Origin of the sequence: Sphingomonas sp. 8AM (assembly GCF_902506455.1) — a bacterium.
Lineage (GTDB): Bacteria > Pseudomonadota > Alphaproteobacteria > Sphingomonadales > Sphingomonadaceae > Sphingomonas.
The window spans coordinates 1342524-1366396 of record NZ_LR733844.1; the positions used below are offsets into that span (position 1 = coordinate 1342524).

General features: G+C 66.9%; 15 protein-coding genes. 6 read left to right on the forward strand and 9 right to left on the reverse strand.

Translation table 11 applies throughout. The annotated features are described in order from the left end of the window. Window positions 1-93: 93 nt before the first annotated feature. From BACI71_RS06610 to BACI71_RS06650, 9 genes are all read right to left on the reverse strand, one after another. Window positions 94-1284, reverse strand: a complete 1191-nt coding sequence (locus BACI71_RS06610; protein ID WP_201297315.1) for an acyltransferase family protein — start codon at window positions 1282-1284, stop codon at window positions 94-96. An 11-nt stretch (window positions 1285-1295) separates the two neighbouring features. Beyond that, window positions 1296-2969, reverse strand: a complete 1674-nt coding sequence (locus BACI71_RS06615; RefSeq protein ID WP_159756610.1) for a glycoside hydrolase family 36 protein — start codon at window positions 2967-2969, stop codon at window positions 1296-1298. A 294-nt stretch (window positions 2970-3263) separates the two neighbouring features. Continuing rightward, complete coding sequence (locus BACI71_RS06620) at window positions 3264-6086, reverse strand: TonB-dependent receptor (RefSeq protein ID WP_159756612.1); 2823 nt, start codon at window positions 6084-6086, stop codon at window positions 3264-3266. Between the two features lie 445 nt (window positions 6087-6531). Further along, the gene (locus BACI71_RS06625; RefSeq protein WP_159756614.1) at window positions 6532-8226 is read right to left on the reverse strand and encodes a GH39 family glycosyl hydrolase; all 1695 of its coding nucleotides are present in this window, start codon (window positions 8224-8226) and stop codon (window positions 6532-6534) included. A gap of 159 nt (window positions 8227-8385) precedes the next feature. Then, window positions 8386-8715, reverse strand: a complete 330-nt coding sequence (locus tag BACI71_RS06630) for a hypothetical protein (RefSeq protein ID WP_159756616.1) — start codon at window positions 8713-8715, stop codon at window positions 8386-8388. 81 nt (window positions 8716-8796) lie between these two features. Beyond that, the gene (locus BACI71_RS06635) at window positions 8797-9633 is read right to left on the reverse strand and encodes a 23S rRNA (adenine(2030)-N(6))-methyltransferase RlmJ (RefSeq protein WP_159756618.1); all 837 of its coding nucleotides are present in this window, start codon (window positions 9631-9633) and stop codon (window positions 8797-8799) included. 126 nt (window positions 9634-9759) lie between these two features. Continuing rightward, window positions 9760-10080 carry a hypothetical protein gene (locus BACI71_RS06640; RefSeq protein WP_159756620.1) on the reverse strand — a complete coding sequence of 107 codons (321 nt, stop codon included), beginning with the start codon at window positions 10078-10080 and terminating at the stop codon, window positions 9760-9762. 28 nt (window positions 10081-10108) lie between these two features. Then, the gene (locus tag BACI71_RS06645; protein WP_159756623.1) at window positions 10109-11035 is read right to left on the reverse strand and encodes a Gfo/Idh/MocA family oxidoreductase; all 927 of its coding nucleotides are present in this window, start codon (window positions 11033-11035) and stop codon (window positions 10109-10111) included. Between the two features lie 43 nt (window positions 11036-11078). After that, window positions 11079-12134, reverse strand: coding sequence for a substrate-binding domain-containing protein (locus BACI71_RS06650; RefSeq protein ID WP_159756626.1), 1056 nt, complete (start codon window positions 12132-12134; stop codon window positions 11079-11081). Between the two features lie 120 nt (window positions 12135-12254). On the opposite strand from BACI71_RS06650, the gene BACI71_RS06655 reads away from it, so the two are divergent. From BACI71_RS06655 to BACI71_RS06680, 6 genes are all read left to right on the forward strand, one after another. Beyond that, window positions 12255-14303, forward strand: coding sequence for a glycoside hydrolase family 31 protein (locus BACI71_RS06655; RefSeq protein WP_159756629.1), 2049 nt, complete (start codon window positions 12255-12257; stop codon window positions 14301-14303). Beyond that, window positions 14300-15688: an MFS transporter gene (locus BACI71_RS06660; protein ID WP_159756632.1), complete on the forward strand. Its 1389-nt coding sequence runs from the start codon at window positions 14300-14302 to the stop codon at window positions 15686-15688. Before BACI71_RS06655 ends, BACI71_RS06660 begins: the two co-directional genes overlap by 4 nt. Before the next feature lie 32 nt (window positions 15689-15720). After that, window positions 15721-18273: a cellulosome protein gene (locus BACI71_RS06665; protein WP_159756635.1), complete on the forward strand. Its 2553-nt coding sequence runs from the start codon at window positions 15721-15723 to the stop codon at window positions 18271-18273. A gap of 49 nt (window positions 18274-18322) precedes the next feature. Next, window positions 18323-21052 carry a TonB-dependent receptor gene (locus tag BACI71_RS06670; RefSeq protein WP_159756638.1) on the forward strand — a complete coding sequence of 910 codons (2730 nt, stop codon included), beginning with the start codon at window positions 18323-18325 and terminating at the stop codon, window positions 21050-21052. Window positions 21053-21581: 529 nt separating this feature from the next. After that, entirely contained in the window at window positions 21582-22994 is a 1413-nt protein-coding gene (locus tag BACI71_RS06675; RefSeq protein ID WP_159756641.1) for a methyl-accepting chemotaxis protein, read from the forward strand. Between the two features lie 109 nt (window positions 22995-23103). Further along, window positions 23104-23871 carry an EAL domain-containing protein gene (locus BACI71_RS06680; RefSeq protein WP_236552859.1) on the forward strand — a complete coding sequence of 256 codons (768 nt, stop codon included), beginning with the start codon at window positions 23104-23106 and terminating at the stop codon, window positions 23869-23871. Window positions 23872-23873: the final 2 nt, after the last annotated feature.

A 23873-nucleotide genomic window follows, 5' to 3' on the forward strand; every position in this document is an offset into this window, starting at 1 on the left:
AGGCCCGCAAAAGGTCGATAAGCCCCCGCCCCACGCGCTTTCTGGTTCCGGACGTTCGGTGGCACGCAGCTCAACATTCAGCGATGTTACCGGCTACCCGGCACTGCTCGCGGGATGACGCACGGCAGAAGCGAGGACGCGCCGGCCTAGCCAGCGACGCACCGGCTCGTCGTAGAGCTTGAGGCTGGCATAAGCGACCGCCACTGCCGTGACGACCAGCGCGACGCCGACCGGTGCGCCGATGCGCGCGGGCACCTTATGGTCGATAACCCAGGCGGTGTAGAGATAGATCAGCGGGTAATGTGTGATGTAGAGCGGAAACGACAGGTCGCCGAAAAAGCGGGCGACGCGCATGCTCACGCCCGTCGCGGCTTTGACCCCTGCCCCGATCGCAACAACCAGCGGGAAGAGCAGCAGCACGCAAGCAGCGTCGTACAAGCCGTTCGACCAGTGGTGGGGTGTGTCCCCCAACCGTGGCAGCGCCAGTGCGACGATCAGCAGAATGGCGCTGATCGCGAACGGCTGCGGGCTGCGCAGCCGCCATCCCGACCGCATGAGCAGCATGCCGGCGAGAAACGGATAGCATAGCCGGGCAAGCCCGATATGGACGCCGGCGGCATCGAGCGACCAGCCACCGACAAGATCGCGCCGCTCGCCCAGCAGCGCCACCTCGAGCAGCAGCACCGCCGCGAGCACCGCCAGGATCGCCAGCGCACGCGACGACAGCCGCCGCAGCACCGTCGCATAGGCGACGTTCGCGACATATTCGTAGAACAGCGACCACGCCGGTCCGTTCAGCGGGTGGATCTCGTCCCACCCGCGGACGTCGAGCTGCTTCGGCAGCGGAAGCAGCGTGCAGCCGAGCAGCATGACCAGCAGCATCTGCCAGACCGGCGTCGCCGCGATCCTGGGAAACAGCGCTCCCGCCTGCAGGTAGAAAAGCGCGGCCCCGATCACGCTGCCAAGCACCACCATCGGCTGAAGCCGGATCAACCGCCGCTTGTAGAAGTCCCACGCGCCCATTCGGCCCCAGCGATCGTCATAGGCATAGGCGATGACGAAGCCCGACAACAGGAAGAAGAAGTCGACCGCGAGGTAACCGTGATTGATGATCTGACGCGTCGGATCGCCGAACGAATAGGCCTCGAACGTGTGGAACATGACCACCATCAACGCCGCGACGCCGCGCAGACCGTCCAGCACGACATAATGGCTCTTTGCCGGAGCGATCGCGTCGGTGGCAGTCGCCGCGGCGGCGGACACGTCAAGGGGCGCAGCGGTCACCGTCACGCCGCTCATGGACGTCGTACCAGCGCGACAATGCCTGCGCGCGGCACGGCGACGACATGCGCGCCGCGCGACAGGTCAAGCGGTGTCCGCGACACTTCCCGTCCTTCCGCGTTGGTCGCGCGCGCCTCGTAGCGGCCGAGATCCCGCGTCGCTTCCACGACCAGCCGCGTCGACGCCGTGGCATTGACGAGGTCGATCGCCGGCGCAGGGGCATCCAGCACGATCGTACGACCGGCATAAACGGCGACGATCTGCTTGGTGGCCGTCACCGCGCGGACGAGATCATATTGTGCGTTGATCCCCTCCGGCCGGAACTGTCCGTCGAGCAAAATTTCCCGGTTGGCCCGCCAATAGGCGAGATAGTGCATAAGCATCGCGGTATGTGACGGGCTGAGAGAGTTTAGCCGCATCGAAACCTGTGGGACGGCGAACAGCGTGTCGAGCAGTTGCAGCGCTGCCGTGTCGCTGGGCTCGTCCGCGTGCCACACGATCGGATCGGCATGGACCGGGGTGGCGCCGGCCAGCAGCCGCAGGTCGACGATGCGCTGACGATTGAGGATCGAGGCATTGGGCGTGTCCGATGCGCGCAGCATGTTGCCAAAGGTGCGGATCACCGGGCCGCTGTAGGGCTGGCGGAACTCGATCATCACATCGGGACGGATCGCGCGCAGCGCCGCCATCACGTCGACCATCAGGCGGTTCACCGCCTCATAGACCGAGGCGGTGTCGCGACCGTCGGCACGATCGAGCACGGTGTTCTCGTCGCTGCTGAACATATCGATGAAGTCGAGCTTCAGCCCGTCCCAGCCCCAGTCGCGCACCGCGCGGCGGAAGGTCTCGATCAGATATGCGCGCACCTCGGGGTAGCGCGGATCGAGGACGTTGGTGCGCTGGTCCGCCCAGCGCCGCAGGATCTTGCCGCGGAAGCGCGGCAGCACTGCCGCCTCGTCGCCGACCAGCGGCACCGAGAACCACAGCATCCCCTTCATCCCGCGCGCGTGGAGCGCGTCGGTGACGACCCGCATCCGGCGCAGCCGTTCCGGCTGCCAGTCGCCCGCGTGAGCATAGCCGCGGTTGCTGTCTCCGGTCTGCCAGCCGTCGTCGACGATCATCACCTTCAGGCCATGCCGCGCTGCCGCCTCCGCTTCTGCCAGAACAACCGCTTCGGGTATGTTCTGGTGATAGCTGACCCATGTCGAGTCGAGCGGCTCACGAGCGCTGGCCGGTGCGGGCAAAGGCTGCTTGCCCGGCTGACGTGACCACCAGACCGCGACATCCCCCAGCGCGGCTGAGAACGGGATGGCGCGCGTGTCGAGCCGCAGGCTCGTGGCGTAGCGCGTGAGCGGCGCATGGCGCTCGCTGAACAACTCCACGCTGCTGTAGACCCGCACGTCCTCCTCGCGTAGCCTGACGGCGAGCAGTACCGGGTTCACTGCGTCCTCGGCGGCGACGGTCAGCCGGTTCTGCTCGTCGCGACCGTAGAGCGTCAGCACCGGCGCGGCGGCGGTGAGCGTCGAGCGCAAGTGCGTCGATGCGAAATCGGGCACGATCGTTCGTCCCAGCCCCGCGTCCGGCGTCCACATCCCCGCCATGTCGACCGAGGGCTGCGACCAGCGGATGGCGAGCCGCGGCGGCGGGGCGGGCGTGGCGCGGGTCAGCGTCAGTACCAGACGGGCCACACCCGGTGCGATCGGTTCGGAGCGAAGGTCCAGAGCAAATCCGTGGAGATCGCCCGTTATGGCTAGATCCAGTCCAGCTATGGTGACGCTGCGGCCTGGTTCCGTCGCCGCCGGAGCACTCTCCTGCGCCGACGCGCCCGCGGGCCCGAGGCAGGCGTAAAGCGCCACAAGGGCCCAGCTCTTCATCCAAACTCTCTCCATCTGCGGCGTTGCCTCCGCACCGCCCGTCCCGCGGTCGCCCTCCACCTGCCCCGGGCAAAGCCCGGCGCACGGGGCGCCGGGCCGGGGATGACATCAGAACTTCACGCGGGCACCGAAGTTGTAGCGGGCGCCGGTTTCCTGAAGCAGCAGGAAGCGCTCCTCGATTGCGGACCATTCATGGATGCGCTGGTTGGTGACGTTCACACCCTGCACGTACACCTGGAAATTGGGTGTGATGTCGTAACCAACGTTGAAGTCGAACTGCCCGTAGCTCGAACGGTTGCGCGGACGTCCCTGGTCCGAGCGACACGCGCGCAGGTATTCGGAGCGCCAATTGTACGAGCCGCGCGCGGAAAGGCCGAACTTCTCGAAGAAGATACTGCCATTCGCAGAGTGTGGCGACAGACCGTTATATCCGCATTCGTAATCGGCGAGTGCCGAGTCCCGCTCGGCCTTGCTCTCGACATAGGTGTAGTTGCCGGCCACGCCGAAGCCTGACAGCACGCTCGGCAACCAGTCGAACGTATATTGACCACCTACCTCGATGCCGCGGATATAGCCGGTCTGCCCGTTGCGTGTCCGGGTATCCTGAAAGGTCCGCCCAAAGCGCTGCACTGGCACCGTCTGGAGCTCGAGGAAGTTGTCGAGCGTCTTGTAGAAGGCGCCAGCGCTGACGTAACTGATCGAATTAAGATAATATTCGATCGACAGGTCGTAATTGGTCGACTTGAACGGCTCCAGCGTGGGATTGCCGCCGCTCGACTGCGGCACCGAGATCCGGCCACCGAACGAATTGTCCACGCCCAGATCGGTCAGGGTCGGGCGCGTGACCGTCTGCGAGAAGGCGGCGCGGGCGATCAGTTTTTCGGTAACGTTGAATTTGATGTTCGCCGAGGGCAGCGCGTTGACGTAGCTGTTGCGCACCGAAACTGGCGTGGAGGCACCATAAGTGAAGACCAGCGTGTCGTCGCCACGCGTGTTCGTGATGTCGATAACCGGTTGCTCGAAGCCGCGCGAGATCGTCTGCGTGCGGACGACCCGCACACCGGCGTTGGCGCTCCAGTTCTCGCCACCGAATGACATCGCGACATAGGCGGCCAACAGACGTTCGTTGACGTTGAGCAGGCTGCCCTGGTTTTCGCGCACGCCGTACGGCCCGCCCGGCAACGCCAGAAGCCGCGCCGCCTCGGCAGCCTGCTCGGCTGCAGTGCGGCCCTGTCGCGCGCGCGCCAGATTGGCCGGGTTCGACAGGAACGCGATTATCGCGTTGGCGTCGTACGTGAAGAATTGCTGCGGAACGTTTTCGCTGCCCGACACGCCGGGCAGGAAATTGTTCAGCTTGAAGGGCGACAGCAGCGACGTATCTACAGGGATGTCATAGCCGCAATAAGCACAACCGCCGTCATTGTTGCCAAAGAAGCGCCGCTCCTTGGTGCGATCCGAATAGGCCATGCCGATCCGCACCGACTTGAGGATGCTGTCCTGAATCTTGTAGTCGGTGTCGAGGTGATATTCCGAGCTGCGATCGCTCACCCGGTTGTTCCCCACGCCCGTGTAGTGCGCCCGCATCAGCGATGGATCGGTGATGTTGCCGAAATTGGATGCGGTCGGCAGGTCCTCGCCCTTGTTGAGGTCGAAGCGCGGGCTGGTCTGCGCCAGCGAGCCGACGACGACGAACTGCGTCGGATTGCGCTGTTTGGCTCGCGACGTCGAGACATCGAACCGCACCTCGACATCCTCGGCCGGGTTCCACTTCAGATTGCCGCCGATCTGATAGGTCTGTGTCAGGCGGTTGTTGTTGTCGACGATATTATCATTCTGCGAGAGCGACACACTCCCGTTCAGCGCCGGGTTGGCGGCGAGGAACTGTTGCCCGGGCCGGTTGAAGCCGATGGCCGATCCGGTGCCGTCGACCTCAAGGCCGATATAGGGCGCCGAGTAGAAGTTGGCGAAAACGTTGCGCGAGCTGAAAACGTCGAATTTCGAATAAATGCCATCGACGGTCAGCAGCAACTGGTCGCTGAGTTGCGCCTGCACCGCTCCGGCAAGGTTGATGCGGCGCCGTCGATCCGCCTGCCGCGCGAACGCGAGATTCTGCGGCACGTTGACCGTCGCGCCGGTGTTGCCGAGCGCCGCGGTGGTCAGCCCGGTGGACGACGCGGTGCCGTTGACCACGTTCTGCGCGCCGAACAGCCACCCGTCGGTCTGGACGTAGTCGAGCTGGCTGCGGCGATCGGTGTACGATCCCGACAGCACGATCCCCAGCGTCTTCGCATCGTTGGTAAGCGAGGTAACCGCCGAGAAGTCCGGGCTGAGCTTCTCCCGCAGCGTGTCGTAGATGCCACCCGCCGAGGCGGCGACGTGGAACCCGCTCTTGCCGTCAAGCGGCCGCGCGGTGATGATGTTGACGGTGGCGCCGATGCCGCCTTCCTGTAGCTCGGGCACGCTCGACTTGTAGACGTCGGTCCGCTGGATCATGTTCGACGACAGCACGTCGAACGAGAACTCGCGACCCGGATTGTCCGTCGCCATCACGCGACCATTGACCAGCACCGTATTGAACTCCGGCCCGAGCCCGCGGACGGTGATGAACTGGCCTTCACCACCCGAGCGGTCGATCGCGACGCCGGTGATGCGCTGAAGGGATTCGGCGATATTCGCGTCCGGGAACTTGCCCACGTCCTCGGCGGAGATCGTGTCGACGATCTGCTGAGCGTCGCGCTTGATCCGCGCGGACGATGCCAGGCTGGCGCGAATACCGGTTACCACGATGTCGTCGGCGGTACCGGAGCCCACCTGAGCCGCAACCGGGGTGGGCTCCTGCGACGCATCAACCGGAGAGGAGGTCGGAGCGCCTGCGGCCGGTGCCGCGGCACCTCCGGGGAGGTCCTGCGCCTGCGCGTCGATCGCGAGCATTAGACTTCCGGCCAGCAAAGCCGCTCTGAACGACATATGCATATGCAAACCTCCCCTATATCAACCGCTTCTGCGGTATTGGTATTATGATAGGCTACGAGGCGAGCACCTGCGGTGGCAACCACGTTTTACGCCATTGTGAAAATTTCTTTTCACCTGGCTTTCACGGCCAATGACGTGGCGTGCTCCCGTCGGAGCTTCAGGCCCGTGTTACGCTATGCGTTTATTGCTCGCCTGACGGTGTGGATCGTGATGCACGAACGCCTTCGGTGGACCCATCGCAAGAGAACCAAGTTCGCGACATAGCCGCGCCGGGTTCCGATCGGTCGGGTAGCCAGTCGCCCCGAGGTACGTCAGCCCCGGCTGCCACGAACATCGGGTCGAGGCTCCTTCCGGCTTGGCCGATCGACGAACGATGCCTCACCCGCCACGTGCCGCCGGCATGCTACCGCCGGTCGATCACGATCAGCGCGACCCCCTGCCGCGGCAGCTCCAGCGTGGCCGTGGCAGCGCCGCCGGCCGCGCCGGTCAACGCCAGCGGCTGCGGCTGCATTACCGACGCCTGTTCGAGCTGCACATATTGCGCATCGTCGGGCGCGATCGGCGCGCCCATCTTCTTCCATGCGGTGAAGGCGTTGGCATGGTCGCCGTCGACGCGCCACACCGTCGCGCGCGCGCCTGCCCCGCCCTTCACGCCGCGCAGCGCCAGCGTCACCGCCGCGGCCGGGCCCGGCACGTCGTCGTCGTGATAATGCCAGACGAGCACCGCGACCTTGCCGTCGGCGGTGCGGGTCGCGATCGTCCCGACGTCCGCCGCCCCTCGCACGCCATCGCGCATCACGATGTCGAGCGGCAGCTGTGCGTCGCTGCTCGCCGCCAACCGGTCATCGCCGAGCTGCGCGAACATCCGGAAGACGTTGAGCACCGGCAGATCGACGCCGTTCGACGACAATTGCCGGTATCCCGCGAACCACGGCTGGTCCTCGAACTCGAACGCCCAGCTCAGCGCCCCGTCGAGATTGACGTTGCGCCGCGCCGCCAGCTCCCAGATGCGCGCAACGCTGGCCGCCGTGTAGCTCGAATACATCGTGCCGTTGCGATAGGCGTTCTCCGGTCCCGGACAGGCGGCGCAGCCCTCCGGGTCGCTCTCGCCGATCACCACCGGCTTGCCTGCCAGCGCCGGGATCGACAGCGTCTTGGTGAAGCCCTTGTCGACTTCCTTCAGGTGGGTGGCGATGCCCATCCGGACATGGCCGTCGGCAAAGGTCGGCTGCCCCTTGGCGTGGAAGGCGAGGAAGTCGGTCGGCGTACCGATCTGCCCCGTGGCATAATTGCGTCCGGACGTGACGTGCTTCAGGAAGCCGTCCATGAACGCACCGCCCGCTCCGGCGGCATCGGGGCCGCCGACCCGCGCATTGGGCAGCGCGCGGCGGATGCCGTCGACCGCATAATCGTGCATCTTGTAGAATTCGTCGTGGCTGGCCTTCCAGTACCAGCCGTTCGCCTCGTTCCAGATCTCGAAATACCAGCGCTCGACTTCCGCGCGGCCGTAGCGCTCGACATTGTGTTTCGTCCACTGGAAGACCAGCTCGCGCCATTTGTCGTAATCCTTTGGCGGATAGGCCCAGCCCGACATGATCCGTTTGTAGTCGAACCCCGGTCGCCAGTCGTGGCGATAGGGTGTGCCGGCGGGCGCGGAGGACAGCGCCTCGGGCATGAACCCGATCTGCAGATACGGATGGATGCCCGCCGCGCGATAGGTGTCGATGATCCGGTCGACGTTGGTCCAGTTGTAGATCGGCTTCCCGTCCGGCGTCTCGTTATAGATGTCGGTGCTGCCCCATTTGAACGCGGCAGTGCCGTCGCCGGTGTTGAGCAGGTTGTGCGCGCGGAAATAGATGTCGCCGAGATTCAGCTTGCCGAGTTCGGCCAGCAGCTTCCTGCCGTCCTTCATCGTCGCGTAATTGGGCTCGTCCGCACCGAAGAAACGCCAGATCGGTGGCAGCTTGCCCGCCGTGCGGGCGGTGTCGACCGTGATCCGCACCGGCCGCGCGGCGGTCGGCGCCTGCGCATGGACCGGCCCGGCGAGCAGCGTGCCCGCGAGCAGCAGCGGGGCGAGCAGATCGCGAAAGGGGCGCATCGGGAATCCTCTCTTGTCGTGTGACTTACGGGCACGCACGGATGCGGACCGCGACCATAAGGCAATACAGCACGGTATCACGCGGAAAGAACGCGGCGGCCGGGCGGCGAGGATGTCGTGGCACTTCCGCGTGCCGGGCAGTGGCAAGCAGCGCGGGGCTCAGCGCTGCTTCTTCGTGACCGTCGCGGTGAAATCCGGATCCTTCTTCGCCACCCAGTCGACGAATTTGCGTACGTTCGGATTGTCCAGCAAGCCGGACACCTCCGTGCCATGCCGCTGCAACTCGGAATTGGTAAAATTGGCGATCACCGTCTGCTGACAGATCGAATGCATCGGCACGACGTCGCGCCCGCCGCGGCTCTTGGGGACGGGATGGTGCCAGACGATCGTCTTCCCGGTCGGCCGGCCGCACAACCAGCAGGGGACCGGTTCGGCCGCGGCGTCTTCCTGCGGAAGGTGATCGTAAGGGTCTTTCGAACGTCTGGCCATTGCGCTGCCCGCCTTGATTGCCCCCTGTCTTTAGCGAAGCGATCCGCCGCATCCTATGGAAAGATGTCGCCGACGATGCGCTTAGCCCGCCCCGGTCAGCCAGTCGGCGCCGATCTCGCCCCGATGTCCCTCCGGCGCGAGCACGACGCGCAACGCTTCCAGCAGCGGCGGCAGCGCCTGCGTGAAGGCATAGGGTGGATTGATGATGAAAAGACCGGCGCCGTTGTAGCTGCCGGGTCGATCGTCATCGTACAGCCAATGCTCCACCGTCAGGAATTTCGGGATACCGAGCGCTCGCAACTGCCCCTTCCACCGCCAGTGCGCGGCGCGGTCCTTCAGCGGATACCAGATCACCGTCACGCCATGCCCCCATTTGCGGGACGCCGCGGCGAGCGTAGCGGTGATCCGGGCGCGCTCGTCGGTCTGCTCGTACGGTGGATCCACGACCACCATGCCGCGCGCGGTGCGCGGCGGCACCATCGCCAGCCAGAATTCATAGGCGTCGCGCTCATGCACCGCAGCCGGGGTGTCGCGCATCGCCCCGCGCAACGTATCGGCATCCTCGGGGTGTTTCTCGTTCAGGATCAGCGCATCCTGCGGGCGCAACACGTCCGCCAGAAACCGCGGCGAGCCGGGATAGAAGCGCGTCCCGCCGTCGTCGTTCACCGCCCGCACCGCGGTGCGATAGTCGTCCAGTAACGGGTTCGCATCGGAGACGGCGCGCAGCACCCCGTGCATCGCCTCGCCCGTCCGCTGTGCATGCTCGCCTTCGAGGTCGTACAGCCCGCAGCCGGCATGGGTGTCGATCAGGGTCAGTGCGCCCGGTTTCTGCTGCAATGCGTGCACCAGCGCGATCAACAGGCCGTGCTTGACGACATCGGCGCTGTTACCGGCATGGAAGGAATGGCGATAATTCACTGCGGATTCACGTCCTGACGATCGCGGGCGGCAGTCAGCATACGACGCGGCGCTGACCTGCGGCCACTTTCCGTCGGCGGCGCGGCTGGTACGGGCGCGTGCCGCCCCGACGGTCCAGACCGGGCGTCAATTGCCGTCGGCATCGACCGTGAACACCACCGGCTTGCCCCGCGAGACCGGCTCCCAGCCGGCGGCGAGCGCCGCGCGCACGCACCGCGAGATCGTCGCGTCATCGAGTTGCAGCCGACCGCGCGGCAAACCCTTCAGCAGTCGCTTGGGTGCCGGGAACTCCACCCACGCCTCGCGCGGGACATCGTGCTGGAGCAGCCCGATCGTCATCCCCTTCCACCCTTCGTCGTCAGACTGATGGGGTTCACGCTGAAGATGCCAGTCATAGCTGTTGCCATCCACGACAACCGTGCCGCTGGTGCTTTGTGATCTTGCCATATCGGGCGCCCCTAGCACGGGTTTCGCGTCAGGGCACGGGCCGCCGCGTGCCGCGCTGGCGGGACGTCTCCGCATCGCGAACGATCGCTTCGCAGATCTCGTGCGTCGCCAGGATCGCTGCGGCATCGACCGGCCGCCGCGTGCGGGCGGCCAGCAGGAAGTCGTCGCACATCGCCTCGAAGCCACGCTGCCGTCCGACCGGCGTCCAGTCGCCGCGGCGCGACCGGCTCAGCGTCCCGCGCGCTTCGATGCGCTCGGACAGGTTCAGCACCGTGTGGCGTACCCCCGCCCCGATCACGTCCAGCCGTTCCTCGTCGAGGCCGCTGTCACGATGCATGGTGCCGATCGCGGTGAACCCCGCGCCGGCCAGCGTCAGGGTGATCGCGTGCAGCAGGCCGCCCGCGACATGCGTTTCGATGGTACGACGCAGGACCGGCGCGGGGACGAACGACAGCAACGTGTCGACGACATGGATGAAGTCGTCGAAGACGACGCGCCGCGGCAGATCGGGCTGGCGCTCGCGGTGCTTTTCCATGACGATCAGGCTGGCAGCGGTGCCGCGCAGCGCGACATAATCCGGCGCGAACCGTCGGTTGAAGCCGATCACGAGCGGAACGGCACGCGCGGTCGCCAGCGCGACCAGCGCCTCGACCCCGGCGAGATGGTCGGCGAGCGGCTTGTCGACGAAGGTCGGCACGTCGTGTTCGATCAGCAGCCTGACGAGGTCGCCATGTGCCGGCGTCGCGGCGTGGACGAAGGCGGCGTCGAACGAGCTGGCGGACAAGGCCGCGGCGGCGCTGCGGTGGCGATGCACGATCCGGAAGGCGTCGCCGACCGCGGCGAGCGCGGCTTCATCGCGCGTTGCGAGGTGGATATCGAGCCCGGCGCGCGTCGACACCACCGGAAGATACGCCTTGCGGGCAATGTCGCCCAGCCCGGTCACCAGCACCCGCATCGTTATTCCTTCCGCCCGCACCGGACCGGGACCGCAATCCGCATCAGCGCGAAATACCAGGCGCATCAAGCCGATGACGATCGACCCGATGACTTTGCCGCAGCCGCAGGTGCAGCGGCCATCGCAGCTGCAGCCGGGCGTCGGCATCCCGTTCCCTGTCGGCGATCATCGCCACCAGCTCGTGCGCGAGGGCGAGCCCGAGCGCGTTGAGATCGAGCGAGAAACAGGTCAGGTCCGGCGACAAGGCCTGACACGTCGGATTGTCGCGCAGCCCGATCACCGCAATGTCGCGGCCCGGTTCGCAGCCCAGCCCGCGCAACGCCCGATACGCGCCGACGGGAGCGGTTTCTCCCATCAATAACAACGCGGTCGGCGGCTGTTCCAGCGCCATCAACTCGCGCGTCGCGGCCTCGCCGTCATGTTCGTCGGTGTCACCGCGGTGGATCAATGCCTCATCCGCCGCGAGCCCGGCCCTGGCGAGCGCGGCGCGATATTCGGCGACGACGATGTGGCTGTTGTTGATCGTCGCGGGCGGGGTCACCAGGCCGATGCGGCGATGCCCGTCGGCGAGCAGCAACGCCATCGCCTCCGCGACGACGCCTTCGAAGTCGAGGTCGATCCACGAATAATCGCCGACCGACGCGGTACGCCCGAGCGCGACGAAGGGAATATGACGCTCCGACAGCAACTTGATGCGGGCATCCTCGTGTTGCGTGCCCGACAGCAACCAGCCATCCGCCGTGCCGCGCGCGATGTGGCGGCGGAGGAACGTCTCGCCGTCCTCGCCCTTGCGCGCCAGCAGGATGACAAGATCGAGGCCGTGGTCGACCAGCCCGGCCTGCACGCCTTCGAGCAATGCCATGAAGAACGGATCGCCGTGCACCGCGCTATCGTGTTCCAGCGTCAGCATAAAACCGATCGTCGCCGTTCGCCCGATCCGCAGCGTCCGCCCGGACTGGTTGGGCGTGTAGCCAAGAGCCGACGCCGCCTCCAGCACGCGCTGCCGCGTTAAGGGACTGACATCCTTACGATCATTCAGCGCGCGCGACACCGTGCCGATCGACAGGCCCAGATGGCCGGCAAGCGCCCGAATGTCCATCCGCGCCTGATCGCCGCCGCACCGCGGCGGCGCAAGGGGCTTGACAGGACGATGGCCGGAACGCACACCGCCGGAAACGTTTACGGCCGGAGCATTGGTCGACGGGGAGGATGAAAAAGCGTGGATACGCTGACGCTTGAAGAGCGCGCGATCGCCTGGGGCTATAATGGCGACTGGGTGCGGATCGAGGCACATGGGCCGAGCGGCTTGCGGCTGCGCGCCTCGACCTACGCCGCCCGCCCCGCCGCGCCGGGGGCGTTGCTCGACATCAATCCGGTTGCCGCGACGATCGATCGGGACGGTTCGGTAGCACGGATCCGCAACGGCGGGATCACGGCAGAGCTGGATTTACAAGGCCGCGTGCGCTTTCTGGATCGCCACGGACGCGTGCTGATCGAGGAAAAGTGGCGGCAGCGCGATACGGTGACCAGATTCTGGACCATCGGCAGCGAGACGGTCGAGACGATCAGCGCGCTGGGTCTGGCCGGGCGCGAATTCCGCCCGCTGCCGGGCGGCGCGGCGCAGATCACGGTGCGGTTCGAGGCCCGGCCGGGCGAGCGGCTGTACGGCATGGGCCAGTACCAGCAACCCAATCTCGACCTCGCCGGCTGCGTGCTCGAACTGGCGCAGCGCAATTCGCAGGCGAGCGTCCCGTTCGTCGTGTCGAGCCACGGCTATGGCATGTTGTGGAACAGCCCGGCGGTCGGCGAGGCGTGCTTTGCAGCCAATGGCGCGATCTGGACGTCGCGGGCCGCACACGAGATCGATTACTGGATCACCGCCGCCGACACGCCCGCGCAGATCGTGCGCAATTATGCGCAGGTCACGGGCACGGCGCCGATGATGCCCGATTATGCGCTGGGGTTGTGGCAGAGCAAGCTGCGCTACCGCACGCAGGACGAGCTGCTGGCGGTCGCGCGCGCCTATCGCGAGCGCGGCATCCCGCTGGCGGTGATCGTCGCCGACTTCTTCCACTGGCCGGTCCAGGGCGACTGGCGGTTCGATGCGCGCGAATGGCCCGACCCGGCGGCGATGTGCGCCGAGCTGGCGGCGATGGGCACCGCGCTGATGGTGTCGGTGTGGCCGACCGTCGATCCGCGTTCGGAAAATTACCCGACGCTCGCCGAGCGCGGCTATCTGGTACGCGCCAACCGTGGCGTCGACGTGCAGCAGGAGTTCCTCGGCAACACGCGCTTCCTCGACGTCACGCATCCCGGCGCGCGCGACTTCCTGTGGCAGACGCTGAAGCGCAATTATCGCGACAAGGGCGTGACATTGTTCTGGCTCGACGAGGCAGAGCCCGAATATGGCGCCTATGACTTCGACAATTACCGCTATCATGCCGGCGAGGTGCTGGCGGTCGGCAATGCCTATCCGCTCCATTACGCCCAGGCGCTCCACGACGGGCTGGCCGGCGAGGGCGCGACCGACACCGTCAGTCTGGTGCGCTGCGCGTGGGCGGGGAGCCAGCGTTATGGCGCGCTGATCTGGTCGGGCGACATCCACAGCTCGTTCACCGCGATGCGCAACCAGTTGAGCGCCGGGCTGAACATGGCGATGGCAGGGATCCCGTGGTGGACGACCGATATCGGCGGCTTCCACGGCGGCGATGTCGACGATCCCGCGTTCCACGAGCTGATGATCCGCTGGTTCCAATGGGCGGTGTTCACGCCGGTGCTGCGGATGCACGGGCATCGCGACCCGATCACCCCGCCCGCCGAACCGTTCCGCGACGGCGTCGCACAGTGCGACACCGGCGCGGGCAACGAATTGTGGAGCTTTGGCGACGACGTGTTCGCGATCCTGCGCCGCTTCGCTGCGCTTCGCGAGCGGTTGCGGCCGTATGTCGCCGGGCTGATGCGCACCGCGCACGAGGCGGGCGACCCGCCGATGCGGCCGATGTTCTACGACTATCCCGAGCAGCCGCGCAGCTGGGAAGTCGACGACCAATATATGTTCGGCCCCGACCTGCTGGTCGCGCCGGTTACCGCGGCGGACGTCGATGCGCGTGAGGTGTGGCTGCCCGCGGGTGCGTGGGTCGATGCGTGGTCCGGGGCGGAAGTGGCCGGCGACGCGACGATCCGCTGCGCCGCGCCGCGCGACCGGCTGCCGGTGTTCGTCCGCGCCGGCGCGCGCGTCGCGGAAGCGTTCGCGGACCCCGAGGCATGACGACGATCGCGCAACAGGGCGACGCCGCGCCGGTCCACGCCGCGCCGACACCCGTCGCGCGCGTGCCGTTCGGCGAGAAGGTCGCCTATGGCTTCGGCGACGCGGGCGGGACGATCATCACCGGGCTGATCGCCAATTTCCTGACCTTCTATTACACCGACGTGTTCGGGATCGCGCCGGGCGTCGTCGGCATCCTGTTCCTGTCGCTGCGCATCTTCGATGCCGTCTCCGACCCGCTGATCGGGATCATGGCCGACCGCACGAAGACGCGCTGGGGGCAGTTCCGCCCGTATCTGTTGTGGACCGCGATCCCGGTCGGGCTCTGCAGCTTCCTGACCTTCCAGTCGCCCGACCTCGGGCAGGACGGCAAGGTCGCGTATGCCGCGATCACCTATTTCCTGCTCGCCTTCTCCTATTCACTCAACAACGTTCCCTATTGCGCGCTGGTCACGCGAATGACCGACAGCGCCGAGGAAGGCGTCGCGTGCCAGTCGGTACGCTTCGCGATGGTGGCGATCGCCTCGTTCACCGTCTCGGTCGGGCTGCCGATCATGGTGCGCGCACTGGGCGCGGGCGACGTCGCGCGCGGCTATCGCGACGGCGTGGCGATCCTGAGCCTCGTGGCGGTGGCGATGTTCCTGATCTGCTTCCTGTTCGTGCGCGAGCGCGTCACCTTCGCGGCCGCCGAGGAACCGCCGCTGCGCGTCGCGATCGCCAATACGCTGAAGAACGACCAGTTGCGCATCACCTTCGCGATGACGCTGCTGCTGATCGCGATCTTCAACACCAAGGGTGGCGCGGCGCTCTATTTCATCACCTATGTGCTGAACGGCGGGACGACCTATCAGGCGTTCTTCTTCGGCATCGCGACGATCGGCGGGTTCATCGGCTCGATCGTCGTCACCTTCTTCACGCGCCGTTTCGACGTGCGGACGATCTATATCTGGGTCAATCTGATCCTCGTCGCCGGGCATGTCGCCGCCTTCTTCGTGCCGGGCGACTATCCGACCCTGTGGCTGGTGCTGGTCGGGCTGTGCTGCATCGTGCTGGGCTGCACGCTGCCGCTGCACTTCACGCTGATCCAGCTCGCCGACCAATATGGCGAGTGGAAGCTGGGGATGCGCTCGTCCGGCATGAGCTTCGCGTTCAACCAGTTCTTCGTGAAACTGGCATGGGCGGTCGCGGGGGCGCTGATCAGCGCGGTGCTGGTGATCGTCTCCTACAAGGCCGGCGCGAACAACCAGACGCCGTTGTCGCTGACAGGCATCCGCGCGCTGTCGACGCTGGTACCGGCCGCGATGCACCTGCTGCTCGCCTTTACGATCAGCCGGCTGATCCTCAACCGCGCGACGATCGCGCGCATGAACGCGGCGCGCGCGGCATGAACGCCGCCCCGTCCTCACCGGAGTTTCGACCGATGCGCGCCCTCGCCATTGCCGCCCTGCTTTATACGACCGCTGCTCCCGCGCTGGCGCAGGACGCGCCCGAACGGCTGACCGTCGATATGGGCAGCGACACCGGTGCGTTCCACGGCGGCGCGTCGGGGACGCTGTACGGCCTGTACGATGCGCGGCTGCCGCACCCCAATCTGCTCGAAGGCATCGATCTGCGCACGGTCTCGACCAAGGCGCAGGACGGGCCGCAGCATCCCGGCGCCGACGCGCTGGAGGTCGCGACGCTGCTGACCGATGCGTCGGGCGGCGACACCTATATCTATATGACCGACATCTTCCGCGAGTTTCCGTACAAGTGGAAGAGCGGCGACTGCGCGCAATCGGTGACGAACTATATCGAGGTGCTCAAGCGGCAGGCCGCGCAGGTCCGCGCGTTGCCGGCGCGCTACCGCGACCGGATCGTGTTCGTGCCGTTCAACGAGCCCGACGGCAACATGTTCAGCGCCGACGCCAAGAGTTGCACCGGCGTCAGCTGGCTCAAGGAGCCGGCGGTGTTCCTCGACGCCTGGGACCGTGCGGTGCGCGCGTTGCGGCAGGCGGCGCCGGGGACGCGGATCGCGGGCCCGAACACCAGCATCCTGTTCGATCAGGTCGAGGGCTTCCTGCGCCACGCGATCGCCGCCGACACGATGCCCGATGTGGTGACGTGGCACGAGCTGAGCGATCCCGCGACCGTCCGCACCAGCGTCCGCAAATATCGCACGTGGGAGGACCGGCTGTTCGCGGGGACGAAGTGGCAGGGGCGGCACCTGCCGGTCAACATCAACGAATATGCCTATAATTATCACACCTCGGTGCCCGGGCAGATGATCCAGTGGGTCGCGGCGATCGAGGATGCGAAGGTCGATGCCGACATCGCCTATTGGAACATCGACGGCAATCTGAGCGACAGCGCGGTGCAGGCGAACCGCGGCAACGGCCAATGGTGGCTGCTCAACGCCTATGCGACGATGAGCGGGCACACGCTGGCGGTGACGCCGCCGCACCGCGACCAGAGCTATACGTTGCAAGGGGTCGCGACGCTCGACCCGGCGCGGCGACAGGCGCGCGCGCTGCTCGGCGGCAAGAGCGGTGCGGCGACGGTGGCGCTGACCAGGCTGCCCGCGCTGTTCGGGGCGGCGGCGCAGGTGCGCGTGCGCGAGATCGCGTGGACCGGGCAATTGGGCGATGCCGCCCCGCCGGTCATTGTCGCCGATCGGCGCGTACCGGTGACGAACGGCACAATCGGGTTGACGTTCGGGCGCGGCGATCTGCCGGCGCTGCGCGAGGAATCGGCCTATGAGCTGGTCGTCACCCCGGCTGGCACCGCGCTGCCGGCCCCGCCGGCGCCGTGGCGGCAGGATTATGAGGCGGAGGCGGCGACGCGGCGCGGCAGCGGGCTGACGGTGCGCGGACCCGAGGGTTCGCCCAAGGACGTGTCGCGCTTCCACACCTCCGGCGGCTATTCGGTCGAGGGGTTCGCGGGCGGCAACGATGCCGCGCTCGACTTTGCGGTGCAGGTGCCGCGCGCGGGCCGCTATGCGCTGCGCGTGCTCGCCAGCACCTTCAACAAGGACCCGCTGGCGGCGGTGGAGGGCGCGACCAACGTCTTCCTGCGCGTCGACGGCAAGGACATGGGTGCGCTGTACCTGCCGCTCGGTTACAAGCCCGCGGTCCTCGATCATGCCGATACCGAGCTGACGCTGGGTGCGGGGCGGCATGTCGTGACGCTGGCGACGGGCAGCCGGGACGGGCGCGTGCGGACGCAGGGCACTGCACTGGTCGACCGGATCACGCTGACCGAGGCGACGGGCGACGCCGCGCAGGTCTATGATGCACGTGACGCGAAGCGCGACGGCGCGGCGGCGACCTATTGGGTCTATGCGGCCAGGGACGGGCCGGCGCGGCTGGCGGCGGCTGGTGGACGCGTGCTGCGCGTCAACGGGCGCGCGGTGCGCGGCGACCGTGCGTTCCTGCTCGGCGGGGTCAACAAGGTTGAGGTCGCGGGGGGCACCGGGCTGAAGGTGGTGCCGACGCCGGCGGTCGACGCGCAACATTATGAGGCGGAGGCGGCGCAGGTCGCGGGCAATGCACGGGTCGCGGCGGCATCGCGGGCGAGCGGCGGCAAGGCGGTGTTCGACATCGGCGGCGCGCCGGGCAACGGCAACACGCTGACCTTCCCCGACGTGCGCGTCGCGCGTGCCGGGAGCTATGCGCTGACGCTGCGCTTCTCGAACGACGAACAATCGAAGGCGACGCATTACAATCCCGATCCGCTGGCGCGCGTCGCGCGGATCGCGGTGAACGGCGCCGCGCCGGTGCTGGCGACCTTCCCCAACAGCTTCCACCGCAACAACTGGTGGGAGATGACCGTGCCGGTGACGCTGCGCGCCGGCCGCAACACCGTGCGCATCGCGGGCGAGGAACAGCCCAACTGGGATGGCAAGAGCCATGCCTCGCAGGTGTGGCCCGATGTGCCTCTGCGCTCGCGCTTCGCCCCCAACATCGACCGGATCACGGTAACGCCGATGCCGTGATCCGCATCGCCGAACGACAAACAGAAACGATAAAAATGGGAGGATTACCATGTTCATGATGACCAATGCGCGCCTGCTCGCCTCGAGCGCCGCGCTGGCGATCACCGTCGCCGCGACCACCGCCGCCGCCCAGACCGCGCCCGAGCCGGGCACCACGCCGCCGTCCGCCGACGCACCCGACGAGATCGTCGTCACCGGCATCCGCCAGAGCCTGAGCAGCGCACAGAACATCAAGCAGAATTCCGACGCGATCGTCGATGCGCTGGTCGCCGAGGATATCGGCAAATTCCCCGACAACAACGCCTCCGAGGCGATCGCGCGGATCACCGGCGTGCAGGTGACGCGCTATCTCGACGAGGCGAACGGCGTGCTGATCCGCGGGCTGCCCAACGTCCAGACGACCGTCAACGGGCGCGAGATCTTCACCGCCGACGGTCGCTCGGTCGCGATCCAGGACTTCCCCGCCCAGGCGGTGGCGCGCGTCGACGTGTTCAAGGCGGTGACCGCGGTGAACCTCGAAGGCGGGATCGCCGGCCTGCTCGACGTCGGCTTGCGCCGGCCGTTCGACTTCAAGGGCTTCGAAGTCGCGGGCGCGCTGCGCGGCGTCTATAACGACCAGAGCCGCAAGCTCGACCCGATCGGCAGCCTGCTGGTCAGCGACCGCTGGCAGACCGGGATCGGCGAGATCGGCGCGCTGCTCAACGTCTCCTTCACGCAGACGCGCTACCTCAATTCGGTCCGCTATCAGGGCTTTCAGGACAATGTGCCCGCCGCGCAGGCGATCCTGCCCGCGTCGGTGGGACGCGACTTCACCTTCCCGCAGGACATCGGGCTGTTCTACGGGCGAGGCACGCGGCAGCGGCCATCGGTCAACGGCTCGCTGCAATGGCAGCCGACCGACAATCTGATGATCTACGCCGACGGGCTGTGGCAGGCGTATCGCAACAAGAACGCCAACGACTTCTTCGGCGTGCCGATCCAGTCAAGCACCACCGGCGGCACCCCGCCGACGATCCGCAACGCGGTGCTGACCCCGGACGGCACGACGCTGGAATCGTTCGACATCGATCTCGGCATCGTCAACGGCCCGACCAAGGAATTCGGCGACAGCAGCACCGACACCTATCAGGGCGCGCTGGGCGCGAAATGGGAGGTCGGCAACGCGGTCTTCACCACCGACCTCGCATACACGCGCTCGGTGGTCAGCAACACCTTCGGCCGCTTCGAGACGCAGACCGTGTCGCCGCTGTCGCTGGCGGTGCGGCTCAATGACCAGCGCAGCGTCAACTTCACGCCGAGCGGGGTCGACTTCGCCAGTCCCGACAGCTTCTACGTGCGCGGCGTCTATGACGAGCGCCGTCGCTCGGAGGGCAGCCAGTGGCAGTGGCAGGGCAACGCGCTGATCGATACCGGTTCGACGCTGTTCCCCAAGTTCCGGCTCGGCCTGCGCTACGCCGATCGCAACGCGCGCTCGGAGTTCGGCGGGCGCTATGCCGGGCTGTCGGGGCTCAGGGAGGTCATCAGCGAGGTGCCGACCGTGTCGCAGGGCGGGATCATCGAGGCGGGCTTCCGCGGCGACGACGTCCAGCAATTCCGGACCTGGTATGCGCCCGACGCCTATCTGTTCAACGACAAGCTCAACGACGTGCGCGGCTATGTCCGCGACGGGCTCGCGCGGCTCAACGCCGATGCCGGGACGCAGGCGGCATGGGCGTCGGACGAGCCGCGCTACGACCCGCTGGCGTCGTTCCGCGCGCGCGAGCAGGTGTTCTCGGGCTATGCGCAGCTCGATTATGCCTTCGACGTCGGCTTCCCGATCGACGGCGTGATCGGCACGCGCGTCGTCATCACGCGCAACCGCCTCGACGGCACCAACTCGCTGCCGATCCCCGGCACCGGCCAGACGCAGCTCGTCCCGATCGATTCCTCGACGCAATATGTCGACGTGCTGCCGAACATCAGCGCGCAGCTGCATTTCACCGACCGGCTCAAGCTGCGGCTGTCACGCACCGAGGCGCTGACCCGGCCGGGCTTCAACCAGATCAACCCGACGCTGACGATCACGCAGGGGACGATCGGCGGCAACATCTCGTACACCGGCAATGGCGGCAATCCCGAGCTGCAACCGATCCGCTCGAACAATTACGACGCGTCGCTGGAATATTATTTCTCGCGCACCGGGTCGGTATCGGTCGCGGGTTTCTATCGCGAGATCGAGGGCTTCATCAATTCGCTGCCGCAGGTCGTCAACGTCCAGCCGTTCGGCAACATCCTCGTCTACCGTCCGTCGAACTCCAGCTCGGGGACGATCAAGGGCATCGAGGCGGCGGCGACGACCTTCTTCGACTTCCTGCCCGGCCCGTTGCGCGGGCTCGGCGCGCAGGCGAACTTCACCTATATCGACGGCGAGCAGGTCGTCCCCGCCGCCGCCAATTTCGCGGGCGGGCGCAACACGTTGCCGGGCGTCTCCAAGTACAGCTTCAACGTGATCGGGCTGTACGAACTCGGGCCCGCCAGCGTGCGGCTCGCCTATAACTACCGTAGCGCCAACGTCGACGGCTTCGGCGCGCCCGGCGTGTTCACCACCGTCTATTCGGACGCGGTCGGCCGGCTCGACCTGTCGGCGAGCTATAACGTCAACGACAATATCACGCTGACCGTCGACGCCACCAACCTGCTGCGCACGCCGTACCACAGCTACGTCAAGGACGCGCGCTATCCCCGCGACGTGCGGTGGGAGGCGAGCCTGTTGTCGGCGGGCGTGCGATTCCGGTTCTAGAGCGTTTTCCGACCGATCTGCATCATCGGCCCGCCCCGGAGGGGTTGCTTCACGAAGATACAGATTGGCCGGAAACCGCCTCGGCGCGTCGGCCTGCCTGTACCCGTCGAAGCGCAGCCGTCGATCCGGCGCTTCGACGTCGGTGCACCCACGCCGTATACCCATAGCGACCCGGCGATCGGCAAACGACGGTTGGACGGCCCGCCCCGGCGACCGCCGCATCAATATGGGCGTTACCGTTTTCCAGCCGATTCCGGTGTCCGCTCTTAACGAATTGTCAGGATTCGCGAAATACTGCGGCCGGCAATCATGGTTACGCGATAATTGACGATGAACGCGAAACCGGCCGCTTCCACATCCTTCAGCAAAACCGACGGTATTATCCACGTCTTACGTAGTTAACGGATGCCTTGTTCGGCCTGATAGCTCTTACGCAGCAAACCGATCACTGACATTGAACCATGTCGTTGATTTACTACCGGACATTTATCGCACCTCGATAGTTCTGCCCGCCGGTAGGAGTATCAAGATGATTGCCTGGTTCCGAAACAATGCCCCGATCCGTGTCAAATTCCGCGTGGTGGTCGCTTTCCAGATTCTGGTGGCGACGCTCAGCCTGGGGCTGATCTATCTCGCCGCGATGGCGCCGCCGGCCGCGCTGGAGCGCATCATGCTGGGCGGCGTGGCGCTGGCGTCGCTGCCGGTCCTCCTCACCTGGTACAGCGGCAAGCTGATCAGCGATCCGTACGTCACCACGGTGGTGCGGATGGAAGCATTGGCCGCGGGCGACCTCGCGGCCGAGATCCTGTTCTCCGATCATCGCGACTGCGTGGGACGGATGACGCGCGCGATGCGGGTCTTCCGCGACAATGCCGATACGATCCGGCGCTCCGGCGTGGACTCACAGGCGATGGTCGAGGCGGTGGGCGCCGGGCTCGGGCGGATGGCCGCAGGCGATCTGACGCAGCCGATCGATACGCCGCTGGCCGCGCAGTTCGAGCCGGTCCGCCACGATCTGAATGCAGCGATGGCGGCGATGGCGACGACGCTGAACCGCGTGTCGATCGTCGCGGGCGGCATCGACAGCGGGAGTGCCGACATTCGCGAGGCCGCCGACGATCTGTCGCGCCGCACCGAACAGCAGGCGGCGGCGCTCGAGCAGACCGCCGCGGCGATGGACGAGATCACGACCACCGTGCATCAGACCGCGGATGGCGCGACCAGGGCCAGCGCGCTGGTGTTGCAGGCGCGCGGCGAAGCGCGCTCGTCCGGCGAGATCGTCGACCGTGCGGTCATCGCAATGGGCGGCATCGAGCGTACCTCGACCGAGATCGGCGAGATCATCAGCGTCATCGACGGCATCGCCTTCCAGACCAATCTGCTCGCGCTCAACGCCGGCGTCGAGGCGGCGCGCGCCGGAGACGCCGGCAAGGGCTTTGCGGTGGTCGCCTCGGAAGTCCGTGCGCTTGCGCAGCGCTCCGCCGATGCCGCCAAGGACGTCAAGGCGCGCATCGCCGCCTCGACCGTTCAGGTCGAGGCCGGGGTCGAGCTGGTGAGCGCCACCGGCTCGGCGCTGCGCGGGATCATCGGCCGCGTCGAGGAGATCAACACGATCGTCTCGACGATCGCCGCATCGGCCAAGCAGCAGGCGGTCGGGCTGCAACAGGTCAACACCGCGATCGGGGAGATGGACGGCGTGACGCAGCAGAATGCGGCGATGGTCGAACAGGCGACCGCGGCCACGCGCAGCCTCGCTGCCGAGGCCGGCAACCTCGCGGAGGAAGTCGCCCGGTTCACCTTCGCTCCGCAGCACGATGCCGTGCCGGCCCGCCACCGTCCCGTCGCGGTCCGGTCGCAGCCGCGGCCGGTTACGCCGCTCCGCCCGGCGCCACGGGTGACGGCGCTGCGCCAGACCGCACAGGAAGACTGGTCGACGTTCTGACGCGGCGGCAGCAACCGACGCCGCGCCGGGGGGACGCTCCGCGCTGATCTGCATTGCAAACGGGACGTTAGCGATTTGCCCGCTAAGCCGCGCGGATGGATCGTCAGTCATGAGCATGTGTCAGGGATGCCGGAGCGAGGCGGCGCGGTTCGACCTCGCCATGGCCTTCCAGCCGATCGTCGATGTCGTCGCCGAGCGGATCTGGGCCTATGAGGCGCTGGTCCGCGGACCGGCCGGGCAGAGCGCCGCCACGGTGCTCGGCACCGTCACCCCGGACAACCGGTACGCCTTCGACCAGCAATGCCGGGTCGCCGCGATCACCCAGGCGGTCGAGGCCGGGATCGTCGCGACCGGTGCGAAGCTGTCGATCAACTTCCTTCCGAACGCCGTCTACTCGCCGCTGGCCTGCATCCAGCTGACGCTGAAGACCGCCGCGGCGACGGGCTTTCCGGCCGACCGGCTGATCTTCGAATTCACCGAGAACGAGGAGATGGTCGACACCACGCACGTCGCGACGATCATCGAGACCTATCAACGGATGGGCTTCACCACCGCGCTCGACGATTTCGGCGCCGGCCACGCCGGGCTGGCGCTGCTCGCCAAATTCCAGACCGACGTCATCAAGCTCGACATGGAACTGGTCCGCGGCATCGACCGGAGCCCGCCGCGACGGATGATCGTCGAGGGCCTGCTCGCCCTGTTCAGCCGGATGGGCATCACCGCACTTGCCGAGGGCATCGAGACGGTCGGGGAATATGAGGTGCTACGCGATATGGGGGTGCGATACATGCAGGGCTATCTGCTGGCGCGACCGGGCCTTGGGACGCTGCCCGCCTGGACGCTGCCGCACGGCGCACCGCTGAGCCGGCGCGCCTGACC